14 protein-coding genes are annotated in these 17,148 nt (G+C 71.4%); 5 read left to right on the forward strand and 9 right to left on the reverse strand.

The annotated features are described in order from the left end of the window. Nucleotides 1-663, reverse strand: a 663-nt coding sequence (locus VMS22_17400; protein HXJ35810.1) for a hypothetical protein, incomplete at its 3' end; no start/stop codon positions are given. A 50-nt stretch (nucleotides 664-713) separates the two neighbouring features. On the opposite strand from VMS22_17400, the gene VMS22_17405 reads away from it, so the two are divergent. Further along, on the forward strand, nucleotides 714-1,901 hold the full coding sequence (locus VMS22_17405; protein ID HXJ35811.1) for an acyl-CoA dehydrogenase family protein: 1,188 nt from the start codon (nucleotides 714-716) through the stop codon (nucleotides 1,899-1,901). A 12-nt stretch (nucleotides 1,902-1,913) separates the two neighbouring features. Here VMS22_17405 and VMS22_17410 read toward each other — a convergent pair whose 3' ends face one another. After that, nucleotides 1,914-2,462 (reverse strand): hypothetical protein, encoded by a 549-nt coding sequence (locus VMS22_17410; protein ID HXJ35812.1) that lies wholly within the window; start codon nucleotides 2,460-2,462, stop codon nucleotides 1,914-1,916. A gap of 13 nt (nucleotides 2,463-2,475) precedes the next feature. Here VMS22_17410 and VMS22_17415 point away from each other — a divergent pair, with 13 nt between their 5' ends. Together VMS22_17415 and VMS22_17420 are read left to right on the forward strand one after the other, a co-directional pair. Then, the gene (locus VMS22_17415; GenBank protein ID HXJ35813.1) at nucleotides 2,476-3,255 is read left to right on the forward strand and encodes a hypothetical protein; all 780 of its coding nucleotides are present in this window, start codon (nucleotides 2,476-2,478) and stop codon (nucleotides 3,253-3,255) included. Between the two features lie 33 nt (nucleotides 3,256-3,288). Continuing rightward, entirely contained in the window at nucleotides 3,289-3,513 is a 225-nt protein-coding gene (locus VMS22_17420; protein HXJ35814.1) for a hypothetical protein, read from the forward strand. Between the two features lie 629 nt (nucleotides 3,514-4,142). Here VMS22_17420 and VMS22_17425 read toward each other — a convergent pair. Continuing rightward, nucleotides 4,143-4,475, reverse strand: coding sequence for a hypothetical protein (locus VMS22_17425; protein ID HXJ35815.1), 333 nt, complete (start codon nucleotides 4,473-4,475; stop codon nucleotides 4,143-4,145). Between the two features lie 83 nt (nucleotides 4,476-4,558). Next, entirely contained in the window at nucleotides 4,559-5,284 is a 726-nt protein-coding gene (gene merB / locus VMS22_17430; GenBank protein HXJ35816.1) for an organomercurial lyase, read from the reverse strand. Nucleotides 5,285-5,397: 113 nt separating this feature from the next. Between merB and VMS22_17435 the strand changes: the two genes are divergently transcribed. After that, a complete protein-coding gene (locus tag VMS22_17435) occupies nucleotides 5,398-6,516 on the forward strand; it encodes a hypothetical protein (protein ID HXJ35817.1) in 1,119 nt (372 codons plus the stop codon). Here the strand turns inward: VMS22_17435 and VMS22_17440 are convergent. The 4 genes from VMS22_17440 to VMS22_17455 form a co-directional block, all read right to left on the reverse strand. After that, nucleotides 6,508-9,117 carry an MMPL family transporter gene (locus tag VMS22_17440; protein ID HXJ35818.1) on the reverse strand — a complete coding sequence of 870 codons (2,610 nt, stop codon included), beginning with the start codon at nucleotides 9,115-9,117 and terminating at the stop codon, nucleotides 6,508-6,510. The two genes, VMS22_17435 and VMS22_17440, sit on opposite strands and share 9 nt — an antisense overlap. Before the next feature lie 48 nt (nucleotides 9,118-9,165). Further along, the gene (locus VMS22_17445; protein ID HXJ35819.1) at nucleotides 9,166-10,596 is read right to left on the reverse strand and encodes an MFS transporter; all 1,431 of its coding nucleotides are present in this window, start codon (nucleotides 10,594-10,596) and stop codon (nucleotides 9,166-9,168) included. Nucleotides 10,597-11,259: 663 nt separating this feature from the next. Continuing rightward, the gene (locus tag VMS22_17450; GenBank protein ID HXJ35820.1) at nucleotides 11,260-13,704 is read right to left on the reverse strand and encodes an ATP-binding protein; all 2,445 of its coding nucleotides are present in this window, start codon (nucleotides 13,702-13,704) and stop codon (nucleotides 11,260-11,262) included. Further along, a complete protein-coding gene (locus VMS22_17455; GenBank protein HXJ35821.1) occupies nucleotides 13,704-14,552 on the reverse strand; it encodes a thioesterase family protein in 849 nt (282 codons plus the stop codon). The genes VMS22_17450 and VMS22_17455 overlap by 1 nt, the downstream gene beginning before the upstream one ends. 104 nt (nucleotides 14,553-14,656) lie before the next feature. Here VMS22_17455 and VMS22_17460 point away from each other — a divergent pair, with 104 nt between their 5' ends. Beyond that, nucleotides 14,657-16,825 (forward strand): adenylate/guanylate cyclase domain-containing protein, encoded by a 2,169-nt coding sequence (locus VMS22_17460; GenBank protein HXJ35822.1) that lies wholly within the window; start codon nucleotides 14,657-14,659, stop codon nucleotides 16,823-16,825. Here VMS22_17460 and VMS22_17465 read toward each other — a convergent pair. Continuing rightward, nucleotides 16,817-17,148: hypothetical protein (locus tag VMS22_17465; GenBank protein ID HXJ35823.1), on the reverse strand; the 332-nt coding region annotated here is incomplete at its 5' end. The genes VMS22_17460 and VMS22_17465 overlap by 9 nt on opposite strands.

Consider the following 17,148-nt stretch of genomic DNA (forward strand, 5'->3'; position numbering starts at 1 on the left):
GCTCGGCACGAGCAGCGTCTCGCGATGGTCGACCCGCCACGTGCGCGCATACTCGGTCCAGCGCCGGACCGCACGGTCGCTCCAGCACGTGGACAGGTGGCGGGTGTACGTCCCGAAATCGGGCACGCTCCACAGGAGCACCGCCTCGGTGTCGCGCATCGACGTCCGGAAGGCACCCGCGAGCGTGAGGCCGCGCTGCTTGGCGACGGCCCGCCACCGCGACGCGACGGCGTCGAGGTAGCGCTCGGCGCGACCGGGCTTCACCGTCGCGATCTCCTGGATCATGGCGAGGCCGCGCACCTGGCCGTCGACGAGCTGCTGCCGCGTCGGGCTGAACGGCGCCGGCTCGAGGATGCGGTCGAATCCGCCGGAGCGGAACTTCGTCGCCTCCGTCCACCAGCGCTTCAGCTTCGGCTCCTGTCCCGAGGCGCGCGTGTACTGTCGCTCCAGGATCTCGCGCCAATGGTCCCACCCGCGCATCTCCCATAGGTTGATCACGGTCGGCCAGGAGCCCGTCGACCCGCTCTGCTGCCACGTCCCCACCAGCGGCGCGCCGCCGTCGCTCCGGTTCGTTCCGAGCTTGCCCGTGTGAGCCTTGTACGGCTCGGAGCCGGTACCGAGGATGTCGATCGTCTCGTGCAGGTAGAGGCAGGTGTTGGCCATGCGGCCGACTTAGCAACCGCTCCGGTCGTCTGCTAGGGTCGCGCCCCTCCATGGACTTCTCGTTCTCGCCCGAAGACCTCGCCTTCCGCGACGAGGCGCTGCGCTGGCTCGACGCGAACCTGCCCGAGGAATGGCGTCGCGACCACTGCTGGACGCGGGTCGAGGATCCCATGTGGATCGAGGTCGCGCGCGCCTGGCAGCGCAAGCTCTCCGAGGGCGGCTGGGCCGCGATCTCGTGGCCCAAGTCCGAGGGCGGGCGAGGTGCGACGGTGGTCGAGCGCTGGTTCTTCGACTTCGCGCTCGACGAGATCGGCGCGCCGCGCCCGCCGGCGCAGTCCTACGTCGACCTGATCGGTCCCGCGATGCTCCAGCACGGGACCGAGGCCCAGCGCCGGCGCTTCCTTCCCAAGATGGTGAACGGCGAGGAGCTCTGGTGCCAGGGATTCTCCGAGCCGGGCGCCGGGTCCGACCTCGCGGGGCTTCGCACGCGCGCCGAACGGCGCGGCGACGAGTACGTCGTGAACGGCCAGAAGGTCTGGACGAGCCACGCCGACATCGCGGACTGGTGCTTCCTGCTCTGCCGCACCGAGCCCGACGCCCCGAAGCACAAGGGGATCAGCCTGCTCCTCGTCGACATGAAGACGCCGGGCATCAGCGTCCGCCCGCTGCGTCAGATGACGGACGACGCCGAGTTCTGCGAGGTGTTCTTCGAGGACGTCCGCGTGCCGGCGGCCAACCTCCTCGGGGCGCCCGGCAGTGGATGGAACACCGCCATGGGCATCGTGCAGCACGAGCGCGGTCCCATGTGGACCTTCGTCTTCCAGCGCAAGATCCGCCGCAGCCTGACGCAGCTCCTCCAGCTCGCCAAGGAGCACCCGGCGACGCGCGCGAAGCTGCGCGATCCCGCCGTCCGCCAGCGCCTGGCGCAGGCCCACATCGAGGTGGAGATCCTGCGGCTCTCGGGCTACCGCAGCCTCACGAACCTGCTGCGCCTGGGGCACCCGGGCAACGAGAGCTCGATGGAGAAGGTGCTGGGCAGCGAGACCGATCAGCGCCTGCAGGACCTCGCCATGTCGCTCTTCGGCCCGTACGGCGCGCTCCGCGACGGCGATCTCGCGCTCGGGGCCGGCACGATTCCACGGCAGTTCCTCTACGCACGCTCGGAGACGATCATGGGCGGCACCTCCGAGATCCAGCGCAACGTCATCGCGCAGCGCATCCTCGGCCTGCCGCGCTGACGGCGGGTCGCCCTATGGCGACGTGGCCCGGAACTGCGTGGCGTCGTTCTTCGTCGCCGACTCGAACGTGCTCTCCCAGCACTCGGCGGCGGTTCCGTCGCCGGTCACGAGCTGCACGGTCACCGGCAGCGTGAGCCCGAGGTCGGGCATGGGGAGCTTGAGGCCCTTCGCCTTCGCCACCATCTGCGCCTCGCCGCTCGCGGACGTGCGGAGTTTCAGATCCGTCACGCCGGCGGACGATCCCGCACGGTCCTTGTAGCGGTAGCCGCTGCTGCCGAGGCCGCGCCAGCACGGCTTCGTGCCGCAGGTGCCGCCCGCGGGCACCGCGCCGACGACGAGCGGCTGCGGCGAAACCGACGCGTCGTACACGCACAGCCGGACCGCCGACGACCCGCCGATCGGATCGCCGAAGGCGCTCCGCGTCGCGTTCGCGCCGCGGGTGAGCTTCCACCGCAGCGCGTCCTTCCGGTCGTCCGTCGAGTCCCGCAGCAGGAGCGTCGCGTGCTGCGACGCGCTCGAGCGGCATCCGGCGAGGGGCGCGGGCGGACAGACGTCGGCCACGCCCGGCAGCGTCGTGGTCGAGCTGCTCGTCGAGGTCGAGGTGGACGTGGTCGACGAGGTGGAGGTGGACGTCGAGGTCGACGTGGTGGTGGTCGAGGAGGTCGACGTCGTGGTCGACGTGCTGGAGGTCGTGCTCGACGTCGTCGTGGTCGAGGTGGTCGTGCTCGACGTCGTGCTCGTCGACGTCGTGGTGGACGAGGTCGTGCTCGTGCTGCTCGTGCTCGAGGTCGTGGAGCTGGTCGACGTCGTCGAGGTCGTCGACGTGCTCGTCGACGACGAGGTGGTGGGCACGGTCGTGCTGGTGGTCGTCGAGGTCGACGACGTCGTGGACGTGGTGCTGGTGCTCGTGGTGCTCGAGGTCGACGAGCTGGTCGTCGTGGTGCTCGACGTCGTCGGGACGCTCGTCGAGGTGCTCGACGTCGTCGACGTGCTGGTGCTGGTCGTCGACGTCGTGCTGGTCGACGTGGTGCTGGTGCTCGTCGTCGAGCTCGTGCTCGTCGAGGTGGAGGTCGTGGACGTCGTCGACGTGGACGTCGTGGTGCTCGTGGTCGAGGACGTCGTCGTGCTGGTCGAGCTGCTCGTCGACGAGGTGGTCGTCGTGGACGTCGAGGTCGTGGAGCTCGTGGTGGTCGACGTGCTGGTGGTCGTGGTGCTCGACGTCGAGGTGGTCGAGGTCGACGAGCTCGTGCTGGTCGTCGACGACGTGGTGGTCGTCGAGGCGAAGCCGCTGCCCCAGCCGATGTCGGTCATCAAATGGCGCGCGAGCGACGTCACGTGGAGGGGGCCGGTGTAGATCGGCTCCATCAGCTCGTTCGGGCTGCACGACGTGCCGAAGTGCGAGACCGACGACCCGCTCTGGATCGGATTCGGCGCGTACATCTCGACGTGGCCGCTCGCGTGGCGACCGGCCGAGAGGATGCCGCTGTTCGCGACCACGGCGGCGCCCACCCAGTGGAGGTCGTTGGTGTCGATCGCCGACGCCATGCGCTCGGCGTCGCTCATGGCCGACCACAGGAGTCCCGTGCTGTGGTCCTCGAGGTTGCGCATGTAGGTGTCGTCGCGGTTGTTCAGCCGGGCGCCCGTCGAGGTGTTGACGAAGGTAAGGAAGCCGAGGCCGTGCCCGATCTCGTGCAGGACGACCGCGACGAAGTCGATCTGCCCGCCGGGCGGATTGCCGTCGAGGCCGTAGTACCAGACGTTCGGGAAGCTGCACGTCGTGCCGATGGCGCTGTTGAACGTCGCCGAGATGTCGTCCTGTACGGACAGGTCCGAGCCCGCGAGCTTGTTGGCGAGCGCCTGCGGATAGTAGGTGTTGGCGACCGGCGCGCCGACGAAGTCACGGTGCACCGTCGTCGGCCCGGCCTGACCGAGGACCGCGCTGGACGCGCTGCACGTGAGCGGATCCATCTGCGCACCGACACGGATCGTGACGGCGCTGTCGAGCTCCGCGCCCCAGACGTCCGCCGCCGCCTGGAACGCGGCCAGGCGCTGCGCGCCGAGCGTCGTGGCCGAGTTCCCGCCCACCGGGCTCACCACGGTCGCGTCGTTGAACCCTTCGCCGGCCCCGTCGAGGTTCACCACCGTGACGGTCGCCGCGGGAGCGTTGCCCGCGACGGCGAGCGCGGCGAGCAGCACCAGCGGGACGATGAAGCGACCGGTCGTACGCACGGACGTTCCCTGCTACTCGGCGCCGTCCGCGTGGTGCATGTGCAGCGTCCCGTCGGATCCGACCGTCGCGACGAGCGGGCTCTGGAAGCGGCCCTGCAGGTCGACCTCCATGCCGCCGCCCGCCGCGCGCGTCTCGACGAGCCCCACGCCCGATCGGCTCTGCGCCGGCGTCGCCGCCGGCGCCGGCTCGCCCGGTGGCGGATGGTCCATCAGCTGGCCGGTCCGGGGATCGACGTACGCGCGCATGCCGGGCGCGTCCGCGTCGCCCGCGCGGGCGCGGCCACTCGCGATTGCGACGACCAGCGCCGACACGACGACGAGCGCACGCAGGTTCCCACGACGCATGCCCCGGTTCTCCCCGGGATCATGGTTCCGCCCGACCCGCCGAGTGTCGAGCGCGGCGGCGCGTCAGCCGCGTGACTCGCCGCTCACGCCCCCCAGTTGCTCAGGTCCACACCAAGTGCCTTGAGCCCTGCGATGACGCGCGCCGGAATCAGCGGCACGGGCTCCCAGTCGTAGCGGTGCATGCGGCTCTCGGCCGTGCCCGAAACGAAGCGGCGCGCCTGATCGAGCGTCAGCACGACCCCTCGCCTCGCCACCTGCCTCTCGTAGGCGAGCGCATGATCGGGGTCGATCACGAAGTTCATCGAATCGCACATGCAGACGATGTCGGTCGTGTTCCACTCGCGCGGACTCGTGCTCACGTGGATCAACGGCGCGGCCGGCATGGCCGCGAGGATCGCGCCGTCGCGCACGCGGATCTCGACCGGCGCGAGACAACACGCGCAGTACGATTCGAGCGTCAGCTCCTTGCCCGCGAACGGCGGCATGCGCGAGATCGCGATCGACTCCATCGCGCACCCGGCCCAGCAGTGGAAGCGCCCGTCGATCCCGACCGCCACCTGGCTCGGATAGCTCGAGAACGGCTGGCACTTGAGGATGTTCACGTTCTGGGTCTCCTGATGGATCGTGATGACGAGACCCAGGTCCAGCTCGCGATAGACCTCGATCAGGCGGCCGCGCCCGAGTCCCGTCGCCTCGTGGGCCTCGCGCAGATTGGGGGCGCGCCCGTCTCTACACCAATGGTCGTAGATGAACTGGCGAACCCGCAAGGCATCGTCGCTGAATCGGAAGGCAGGAACGTTCTGCGGCATGGCAGGCTTCTCCTCGTGCCCCCTTTGATATGCCGGAGAGCGGTAAGCAGGCGAGCCTTGGCCGTTTTTTCCCTTGACGGGCCTTCGAGCGCCGGCTTACCTTCTCGGCCACGATGGGGTTTTCCAGGTCGCTCCTGGTGTCGGCGGTGCTCGCGCTTCTCGTGCCCGGGGAGGTCGGCGCGGCGGATCAGCCCGTCTCGGCCCGGAAGCTGATCCTGCGGCGGACGGCGGCCGGCGAGGAGAAGCTGCTCTTCCTCGCCAAGGACCCCCAGCTCCTCATCCCGGACATCGGAAGCGCCGACGATCCCGCGTCGGGCACGCCGGGCGGCATCACGATCGAGCTCTTCTCGCAGAACGAGGGCGTCGGCACGCTGCTCGTTCCGCCGGCGGTCGGCTGGCTCGTGCGCGACGGCTCGCCGGCGACGTTCAAGTTCGTGAACAAGCTCGCGCCCGACGGCGTGTCGCCGGTCTTCTCGCTGCTCCTGAAGAAGGGGCGCGCGATCCGCATCCGCGCGTTCGGCGTCGGGTTGCCGCTCGCCGGCCGACAGGGCGCGATCGGCATCCGCATCACGATGGGCAGCACCCGCAACTGCGCGCTCTTCGACGCGTCGACGATCCGCCACGACGGCAGCCACCTCTTCTTCGGGCGCGACGCGGACGGAACGAGCATTCCCGACTGCTCGAACACGAGCCTCGGCGGCCCGACGTGCGTCGACAGCTTCGATGCGCCGACGTGCGGCGGAACGTGTCTCGACGGCTCCGCGTGCGGAACGCGCGACCTCACGACCTGTCAGTGCATCGACGCGGCCCAGCCGTGCGGCGACACGTGGCCGGTGTGCAACGGCGAGTGTCCGGCGGGCCAGGAGTGCGGCAGCGTCGGCGGCTTCCCGCTCCCGACCTGCGGCTGCCTGCCCGCGGGTACGGTCGCATGCGGCGACACGTTCCCGGTGTGCGGCGGGACCTGCCCGGCCGGTCTCACCTGCTACGCGAACTCGATCGGCCTTCCGATCGGCAACTTCGACTTCTGCGAGTGTCTCGCGCAGCCGCCGGTCGATCCGTGCGGCGGCTGCCCGGTGGGCAGCTTCTGCATCGGGCCACCCATCTTCCAGACGCCGAGCTGCGTCCCGACGGCGTGCGGCGGCACGTACCCGACGTGCGGCGACCCCGGCTGTCCGACCGGATCGACGTGTCAGGCGATCGCGGCGACGGGAACCTGCGGCTGCCTACCCTGATCGCCGCCGGCGATCGTCCCACTCGAGCACGGCCGGCAGCACGACGACGTAGCAGACGAGCACCAGCCCCACGCCGATCGTGAGGAGCAGCCCGATCGACGCGATCCCCCGGTGCGGCGCGAAGGCGAGGCTCCCGAACGACAGCATGGTGGTGAGCGCCGAGTAGAAGACGGCGCGCGCCGTGCTCGTGCCGAGGACGTCCTCCTGCTCGTTCGTTCGATGCCGGTGCACGAGGTGGACGCCGCTGTCGATGCTCATGCCGATCAGCATCGGCAGGACGATGACGTTCGCGAAGTTGAACGGCGTACCGAGCACGACGAGCGAGGCGCAGGTGAGCGCCGCGGCCAGGGCGAGCGGGAAGAAGGCGAGGACCATGTCCCAGACGCTGCGCCACAAGACGACGAGCAGCAGCGCCATGCACGCGACGCCGCCGATGAGGGCCCACAGCATCGCCTGCCAGGCCACGCGGCACCACTCGACGACGTAGACCGCGAGTCCCGCGCTGTCCGGCGCGGCGCCGCGAACCTCGGCGACGAACCGCTCGAGGGCGCGACCGTCCGAGATGTCGTTGCGCGGCAACGCCTGCACGCGCGCGCGGCCGTCCGGGGCGAGCATCTGTCGGGTGAGCGTCGGCGGGAGATCCTTCAGCTGCACGTGCGACGGCTTCACGAGCCGCGCCAGGTCGCGGATCTGCTCGGGCAGCGAGCCGACGAGGTCCTTCTCGAGGCTCCCGAGCGTGTCGGGACCGGCATGGGCGAGAAGGCCGTCGATCGCCGTCTTCAGCCGTGTGGCGGCCGGCGCGAGGGCGCCGGCCGTGGTCGCGCCCGCCGTCTCGGCGAGCTTCGCGAGCGACGCGCGGCGCTCGCCGTCAGTGCGCGGCGGGCCGGGCGTGATCGTCGCGGGCACGAAGTACGCGGCGGTCTCGAGGATCGAGAGCTTCTCGTCCTGGTCCTTCGGCACGTAGTCGAGGATGGTCCGCGTCTCGGCCACCGCCGGGAGCGCGGCGATCTTCTTGCCGATCGTCGTGGCGGCGTCGAGCGACGGCGCGATCACGTCGGCGGTCCACGGCGAGGCGTCGCTGCGGGCGAGCAGCTCCTGGAAGGCGACCACCGATTCCTGGTTCGGGTCGTGGAGGCGCGAGGGATTGTAGTCGAAGTGGATGCGCGGCAGCAGGAGGACGGCCCCGACCGCGAGCAGGATCGACGCCGGTCGGATCAGCCAGGCGAAACGGATGGGAACGCGGTCGAGCTGCGCCAGCCATGGCGGCAGCTCCTGCATCGACACGCGCGGCTCCGTGGCGCCGAGCGCGAGGATGGCCGGCAGCACGGTCATCGTGCTCGCGAGCGACGCGAACATGCCGGCGCCGGAGATGATGCCGAGCTGCGCCACGCCGGTGAAGTCGGTCAGCACGAAGATGAAGAAACCGATCGACGTCGTGCACGCGCTCGACAGGAGCGAGCCGCCGATCGACTGTGCCGTCTCGACGAGGGCCTCGGTGCGGCGGCGGCCCTTCGAAACCAGCTCGATGTACCGCATCGCGAAGTGGATCCCGAACTCGCCCCCGAGGCCGACGATCAGGACGTTGAACGCCGCCGAGATGATGTTGAGGTCCCGCACGGTGGCGGCGGCGATGCCATTCGACCACACGAGGCTCACGAGCAGGCTCCCCACGAGGGCCATCACGGTGCGCGTCGAGCGCAGCGCGAAGACCACCGCCACCGTGAACAGGATCGTCGAGACGACGGCGACGCGCACCGTCTGGCGGGCGACCGCCCCCAGCTCCTCTCCGTTCATCACGGGCTCGCCGGTGATGCGGGCGGTCACGCCGTGCTCGGGCCCGATGTCGAGCTCGCGGATGGTGGCGCGGACGACCTCCAGCTCCGGCGCGTCGGGCGCGATCTCACCCAGGTCGCGGGCGGGTCGCACCGCTACGATGCGCTGGCGCGCCTCGGCGGGCAGCGCGGCGCCCATGATGGCCGCGCCCCAGGGATCGGGCGCGCGACGTCCCGCGGCGACCGCTTCGACGACGACGCTCACGCGATCGAGGGCCGGCGCGAGATCGAGCCCCGTCGCCCTCCCCTCGTGCTGCGCCTCGAGCGCCATGCGCAGGAGATCCGCCACGCCGACGAGGCTCTGGTCGCGCGCCAGCGCGCCCAGGAACGGCTGCACGTGCGAGAGGCGGTCGGTCAGGTCCTCCAGCTGATCGGTCGTGAGATAGAGGAGCGCGTTCTTCGCGAAGAACGGGCCGCCGCCGGGCACGTCCACCTCGGAGTAGAGGTCGGTGCGCGCCGCCAGCTTCGCCCCCAGCGCGTCCGCGGTGCGCCCCGCCGCCGTCGGGCTGTCGGCGTCGACCACGATGAGGATGCCGTCGGCGAGCGAGTGGAAGACCTTGCCCAGCTCGCGCTGCCGGATCTGGAACGGGAGCTGTGGGTTCACGAGGCTGCGCGGGTCGGCGTTGATCCCCATGGTGAGCGCGGCGAACACACCGAGCCCGACCGTCACGACGGCCACCACGGTGAGCACCGCCGCCGGACGCCGGTCGACGAACGCCACCCACCGGCCGCACGCTCGGTCGACCGCCGCCTCGAATCCACCCGCCATGGGCGGGGCGCAGTAGGGCCGATCGGCGGGACCGGCGCAAGCCAGGGGCTATCTCTTCGATAGCCTTCGCAGGTTGGCCTCGTGCGTGTCGCGGTCGATGCGGAAGAGCGCCACGAACCCGGTCGAGACGAGGAACAACACCACGAGCAGAGGCGTGTAGACGAGCCCCAGGTTGCGGACGATGGTCGGGTCGACGGCGCCCGGCTTGGCCCCGCGGGGAAAACCGATCGCGCCCAGGATCAGCGACGAGGTGAAGATCCCGATCCCGGAGACGGCCTTCTGGATGAAGACGTTGGCCGCGAAGAGGACGCCCTCGGATCGTCTGCCGGTCGTGATCTCGCTCTCCTCGACGACGTCGGCGAGCATGGCCGTCAAGAGGATGCTGGAGACGATGAACAGGGTCACGAACATCGTGCTCCAGAGCGCCAGCGTCGGCAGGAGCGCCGGCGAGCCGTTCGCGGGAAAGCACCCGAGCAGCCGCAACGTCACGGGGAGCGGACCGATGGCGATGGCGACGAGCGAGATCGCGATCGCCGCGGGCTTCTTGCCGAAGCGTCGCGACAGTACCGGCGTGACGGCGAGCGCGATCGCCGCCGACACGAAGTTCAGCATCGCCAGCACGCCGATCTGCTCCGAGCTGAGCTCCCAGAAGAACGTGTTGAAGTAGATCCCGAGCGCCGCCGTGATGCCCGACGCCATCGCGGCGAATCCCGCCGCGGCGAAGAGCACGAGGAACGAGCGGTTCGCGAGCGTCTGCCGCAGCTCGCCGACGATGCCGCCTGCATGGCGGCTCGCCGGCGGCCGGCGCAGGTGCGGGATGAAGCGGTGCGTCCCGGTGGCCGAGATGAGGATCGCGACCACCATGATGATCGCGGCCGCGAAGCCGTACCGGTGATACCCTTCGGGATTGAGCACGCCCGTCGGATGGGCCGGATCGGAGCGCAGAAAGACGGTGTAGGCGAGGACGGCCATGGCGAGGCCACCCCACCAGCCGAAGAAGTAGCGGTAGGACAGAATCGAGGTGCGCTCGTCGTACTGATCCGTCAGCTCGGCGACGAGCGACGAGCTCGGGATCTCGTAGCAGGCGATGAGGGCCCGGACGAGGACCGCGATCGCGAGGAGGTACGCGAAGAGGGCGCCCGGCGAGAGCCCCGCCGGCGGCCGCCACAGGAAGTAGTACGCGAGCCCGACCGGCAGCGCCGACGCGTACATGAACGGATGGCGGCGGCCCCAGCGCGAGTGCAGGTGATCCGAGAGGTAGCCGATGAACGGATCGATCAGGCCGTCGGCGACGAGGGCCACCATGATCGCGAATCCGACCCGCTCCTCCGCGAGACCGAGCACCTGGTTGTAGTAGAGGAGCAGGAAGAAGGCGAAGCCGTTGTCCTTGACGCCGAACGCGACCGAGCCGAGGCCGTAGAAGATCTTCGTGCGGAGGTCGAGCGGACGCCGGGTCGATGGTCGCTCGGAGTCCGGCACGGGGACGTGTCGTACCCGGAGCGTCGTCGGCGGGTCAACCAGACGGCGGCTGCCGTCTTGACGCCGCGCCGCGGCGCGGCGCGCGTGATGTTCGGCACCTGCGCCTGCGCGGATCGTGTCAGTGCGGCAAGGTCGCGTTCCGGGTCGAGTCGGACACGCCCTATCCGTTCATGTTCTGCTACTGCTCGATCTGCCGGAAGACGACCGGCGCCGTCACGTGCAACGTCATGGGCCGGCGCGACACGCTGCGGGTGACCGGACGACGGCACCTCCGCTGCCATCACGCCGTCATGCGCGCACGCGGCCGTCGTGCGGCGCGCAGCTCCCGATCCTCCCCCGAGCACGTCCAGCTCATGCTCCGCTACAAACCAGCCTGGATCCCGACGGTGCTCGACGGCCCCCGCTTCCAGGAATACCCGCGCCTCTCCATCGCCGACTGGCACACCCTCCACCACCTCCAAGGCAGCCGCCGCCGCGCGAGGCGTCCCACGCGCGCGCGGACGCGCCAGCCGAGCGAGCGCAGCGTCGCGAGGCCGGGGGCGAGGCGGAGGCGCCTGCGAAGCGGCGCGACGAAATGCCGGGCCGAGACGCGCCGAATGTTTTCCCGCGCGGCGGAGCCGAAGCCGAAGCCTCGCCCCCGGCCTCGCGCCACCGACGCCCGCATCACGCGGCATCAATCGGAATCCGCAGCGTGATCGACACCCCCTCGCGCGGCCGCGACCGGATGTCGATCCATCCGCGATGGTACGCCACGCGCTCGCGCATGCCGAGGAGACCCATCCCGCTCGGCGTCGGGCGGCGGCGCAGCTCCTCCACGTCGAACCCGATGCCATCGTCGCTGATCGTGAGCATCGCGTGCGTGGCTCCGAGGGTGAGGTCGACGCGGGCGCTTCGCGCCTGGGCGTGCCGCACGATGTTGGTGAGCGCCTCCTGCGTCACGCGATAGAGGAGCACCTCGATCGCCGGCGGCAGGCGGCGCTCGACCGTCGGCGCGCTCAGCGTGATGGCGACGCCGGCCCGCGCGCCGATGCTCTCGACCAGGAGCCGCAGGCTGGGGATCAGCCCCAGGTCGTCCAGCATCGTCGGCCGCAGGAGCTGCGACATGCGCCGCACCTCCTGCATGAGCTCGGTCACCTGCGCCTGCACGCCGCGGACGCGCTCCCGGAGCGCGGCCGGATTCGTCGCGTCGTCGGTCTGCTCGATCGATCCGAGGTCGAACTTGATCGCCGCCAGCGCCTGGCCGAGGCCGTCGTGGAGGTCGCGTGACACGCCACGCAGCATGTCCTCGCGCATCTGCACCTGGCGCTCCGACAGCTCGCGAAGCTCTATCTCGTGACGGTGGACCGTTTCGTACAGGCCGACGTTCGCGAGCGCGACGGCCGTCTGGCTCGCGATCGCGTCCGCGAAGTCGAGATCGGGGGCCGCACACCCCGGCGGCAGACTCGCGAGGACGAGGCCCAGGAGCTCGTCCTTGAACACGAGCGGCAGCCGCAGGATCTCCGGGCCGGTGAGCGCGGCGCGGACGATCGGCGGCAGCAGCGGGTCGACCGCGGCGAGCGCGCCGACGCTCGGGCGCCGGGAGCCGCCGGCGATGGCCTCGAGGTCGGGCTCCGGACCGAGCACGAGGCGGCCGCGCGACGTGGCGTACACCTCCACCGACGAATCGACGGGCGAGCAGCGGATGAGGACCAGGTCGCGCAGCCCGAGCGACGCGACGATGCGCTCTCCGATGAGCCGCAGCACGTCCTCCAGCTCGAGCGTCGACGTGATGGTGCGGGTCGTGTCGTAGAGCGAGCGGATGTTGCGCGTCGCCGCCGCCACGCGGTCCTCGAGCTGGATGTTGGAGCGCGCGAGCGCGTCGCGTGCCTCGCCCAGGCGCGAGGTCATGAGGTTGAGCGCCACCGCGAGCTCGCCGACCTCGTCGTTGGTGCGGACCGGCGCCAGCTCCCAGGCCGTGTCGGGCCCGCGTGCGCTGCGGTTCGCCACCGCGGTCACGACCTCGATCGGGCGCGTCAGCCGGCGGGCGAACAGGAAGCTGCTACCGAGCGCCAGCGACAGGGTGGCGAGAAAGATCGCGGCGGCCGTGCGCAGCCCGTGCCGCAGCTCCTGGTCGAACTCGAGCGTGGGCACGACGACCACGACGTGCCGGTCCGCGCCCGGCACCTCGGCGAACGCGATGACGCGGCTGAGATGGGTGCGATCGACCAGATGGCCGTCGGGCGTGCCGAGGATCGCCGCGAGGACGGCGGGCCGAAAGCCCTCGTCCGCGAGACGTCGGGCCGGCCCGGTGCCCGCGAGCACGCGTCCCTCGCCGTCGACGACGTACACGCGACCCGAGGCGCCGAGGTCCGCGCGACCGGCGAGCGCCTGCCACGCGGGCGCGCCGCCGGCCGCGCCCGGCTTCGCGGGTCCGGTCGCATCGCGTGCCAGGACCAGCAGGCGCTTCCCGGACTCCTGCTCGAGGACGCGCGCCGCCTGGTTCCAGAAAACGGTCCCGAACAGCGGCACCGTCGCGATCATCAGCACGAGCGAGGAGGCGAAGACCTTGGTGCGCAGTGGAACGCGCCGTCCCGCCGGCGCCGCGGTGGGTCGGCTGAGGCCGAGCTCGAGCAGCAGCGGCACGAGCAGACGTTCGAGATAGAGGAACGCGAAGAGCGCGCCGACGAGGCCGGTGACCATGCCGAGGAGGCCGACGTGGACGAGTTGCACGAGCGGCAGCTGGGCGAACAGGTAGAGCTGGAGCGCGCCGACGGCGTAGCCGACCAGCGAGGTGACGAGCAGCACCCAGCCGACCCGGAACGGGTAGTTGAGGATCTTGCCCTCCACGATCCCGGCCTCGACCGCGTCCACCTGGCCCGGCGTCGCGAACACGCGATCCCAGCGACGCATGACGTCGCGCCACCAGATCTGCGGCACGAGCACGGGACCCAGGAGGCCCGCCACCGGAACCTCCCAGGCGTAGCAGATGAGCGTCCACTTGAGCTGCTGCGCGTCGAGCAGCCACGCCGTGATCGAGTACGGCAGCCCGAGGCCCCACCACACCGCCATCGCGACCACGGCCGCGAACAGCAGCGACGGGCGGTAGTCGGCCGGGTGGGTGCGCTGCATCAGGCGAAGAAGCTGAAGAACATCATCTGGGTCGCATAGGCGACGAGACCGTTGTCGCGATCCCACACCGACATCTCGACCGAGGCATAGCCGTCCCCGGCCCAGCGCGCGCGATTGTGGGCGAGGAGCCAGCCCGGTCCGGCGTCCGCGAGCACGTGCACCGTCAGGTCGGCGCTCGGCGGAAGCCAGGGCCGGACGCCGGGACCCACCTTTTCGCTGACCGCGCCCGGCATCGTGTCGCACAGCGAGACGAGGGCGAGCGGATCGAGGTGGCCGCCGTCCACGAGAGGCGGGTCGTCGAACCGACACCACGCGGCGCAATCGGACGCGGTCGGCACCCACGTCTCCCACGGCGGGTGGCCGATGGCCGCGCGCCCCTCGACCTGATCCCACCACGAGAAGCGGTACTTCCGCTCGAAGCCCGGCGGCGGGGGATCGCGGAACGAGGGACATTCTTCGGGTGGCGGCACGCGCGGCGGCGCGATATCGGTGAACGCAAAGCCGTCGCGCGGACCACCGAACACGGCGATCGACGTGTGTCCCGCCGTCTCGCCGGCGCTCCGCACGGTGGCCGCGAGCTGCGACATCGAGCGGCCGCGGCGCAGCACGGTGACGTCGACGTCGACCGGGCCGGGGCGCACCTGCGCCGCGAAGACGGTCGTGACCGAGCGCAGGCGCTGGTCCGGTGCGCCGAGCTCCGCCTGCATGGCCCGCAACGCCACGGCCGTGACCATGCCGCCCTGCGGGAGGATCGGCGCGCACCACTCGCGGCCGAGCTCCGCGCGATACCGCCCGTCCCCCCGCCGGTCGACCGCCGTCTCGCGTGTGAACCGTGACCGCCCTGCCATCGCGCGCCCTCGCGCGACTCCGCTACCGTGCGGGGCCGCCGTGCTGCAAACTGCCGTTTCCACGCCCCGAGTGGCGGGCTACAAGGACCGCCGGAGCGTCTTCGATGGAGTGCCCCCGCTGCCGGCACGAGAACCGGGCGACCGCCACCTTCTGCGGTGCATGCGGCGTGGCGCTGGTGCGCGGCGAGGCCTGCCCGCGATGCGCGGCGCGGAATCCGCCCGGCCATCGCTTCTGCGACGGCTGCGGCCAGCAGCTCGTGACGAGCGGGCCGCGGACGGCCACGCGACCGCCGGAGATCAGCACTCCGGCACACCTCGCGGAGAAGATCCGCCGCGGCCGCGGCGCGCTCGAAGGCGAGCGCAAGCTCGTCACGGTGCTGTTCGCCGACGTCGTGCACTCGATGGAGCTGGCCGAGGGCGTCGACCCCGAGGACTGGCATCGCGTCCTCGATCGGTTCTTCCACATCCTGGCTGCCGGCATCCATCGCTTCGAGGGCACGATCAACCAGTTCACGGGCGACGGTGTCATGGCGCTCTTCGGGGCGCCCATCGCGCACGAGGACCACGCGCGGCGCGGCTGCCACGCCGCGCTCGATCTCATGGACGCGCTCGGCGAGTACGCGAGCGTGCTCGCCGCGCGCGGTCTCGCGTTCGCCGTCCGCATGGGTCTCAACTCGGGCGAGGTCGTGCTCGGCCGCATCGGCGAGGACCTCCGCATGGAGTACACCGCGCTCGGCCACACGGTCGGGCTCGCGGCGCGCATGGAGCAGATGGCCGCGCCCGGAACGGTGTACCTGACCGAGCACACGGCGCGCCTCGTCGAGGGATTCTTCACGCTCCGCGATCACGGCACGCCGCCGATGAAGGGCGTGAGCGCGCCGGTGCGCGTCTACGAGCTGGTCGGACCCGGCACGGCGCGCACGCGGCTCGACGCCTCGCGGCGGCGCGGATTCTCGCGGCTGGTCGGACGCGAGGCCGAGCTCGCCAAGCTCTGGCGCATCCTCGAGCAGGCTCTCGGCTCGGGCGGACAGGTGGTCGGCGTCGCCGGCGACGGCGGCGTCGGCAAGAGCCGCGTGTGCCTCGAGTTCGTGGAGCGATGCCGCGCACAGGGCATCGGCGTGCACGAAGGTCACTGCCCCGCGCACGGCGCCGCCGTGCCCCTGCTCCCGATCCGCGACCTCCTGCGCAGCGGCTTCGGGATCGGCGCCGACGATCCGGCGCCCGACGTTCGCCGCAAGGTCCGCGAGCGGCTCGCGACCCTGGACGCACGCCTTGCGGACGACGCATCGCTCGCCCTCGATCTGCTCGGCGTTCCCGACGAAGCCGTCCCGCCGCCGGTCGCCGGCGGCGAGAGCCGCCAGACGAGGCTGGCGGGGTTCATGGGACGGCTCGTTCGCGCGCTCGGCGACACCGAGCCGGTCGTGCTGCTCGTCGACGACACGCACTGGATCGACCCCGCGAGCGAGGAGTGCCTGCGCGAGGTCGCGCGCGCAGCCGAGGTCTCCCGCGTGCTCGTGGTGGCGAACTTCCGCCCCGAGTACGACGCCGGGTGGATGCAAGGGGCGCATTTCCACCGCCTGACGCTGACGCCGCTGACGCAGGAAGCGAGCCAGGCGCTGCTCGCCGACCTGCTCGGCGACGACGCGTCGGTGGGCGAGCTCCTCGAGCTCATCGGCGAGCGCACCGGCGGCAACCCGTTCTTCATCGAGGAGGTGGTGCAGGCGCTGGCGGCGAGCGGAAGCCTGGCCGGGCGACCCGGCGCCTATCAGCTCACCGCGCCGCTCGACACCCTCACCATTCCGGCGACGGTCCACTCGCTCCTCGCCGCGCGCATCGACCGGCTCGGCGACGACACCAAGGACGTCCTCCAGACGGCGGCCGTGATCGGCAAGCAGTTCGACGCGGCGCTCCTGCGCGAGGTGGTCGCACGGGACGAGCGCTCGCTCACGACCATGCTCGCCGTCCTCCAGGAGGCGGAGTTCGTCCGCGAGGTGCCGGGCCACGCGGGGGCGCGCTACGCCTTTCGCCATCCGCTGACGCAAGAGGTCGCCTATCACTCGCAGCTCGGCGACCGGCGCGCCCGCCTGCATGGGGCCGTCGCCGCGGCCCTCGTGAAGCTCATGGCCGATCGGCTGGGCGAGCACGCGGCGCTCATCGCCCATCACTGGGGCGCCGCGGGCATGCGCTACGAGGCTGTCCGCTGGCAGCGGCGTGCGGCCCTGCGCGTGTCGAGCATCCAGGTCCGCGGCAGTCGGCCCGGGCCGCTACGCTGACGGCACGAGGGCGAGGATCGCCGCACCGGCCTGCGTGATCGGCGCGAGCGGGACGCCGAGCGTGCCGGCGCTGGCGGCCTGCGTCGCGAGATCCATGAGTCTCTGGAGCACCGCGCTCGCGCGCGTGTAGAGCCTCGTCTGCTTCGTGCCCGACACCGCGCCGGCGCGATCGAGGAAGCTCGCCGCGCGCACGTTCAGGCGCACGAGCAAGCGGGCGACCTTCCGGCTCCGGCGGCTCGCGGCCACCGCCGGGTCGGGCAGCGCCGCGGTGAGAACGGCACGGCAGTCGGCGAGATCGGCGCACGCCGTCGTGCCCGTCGTCG

The sequence above is a fragment of the Candidatus Eisenbacteria bacterium genome (assembly GCA_035577985.1).
GTDB lineage: Bacteria > Desulfobacterota > Binatia > DP-6 > DP-6 > DATJZY01.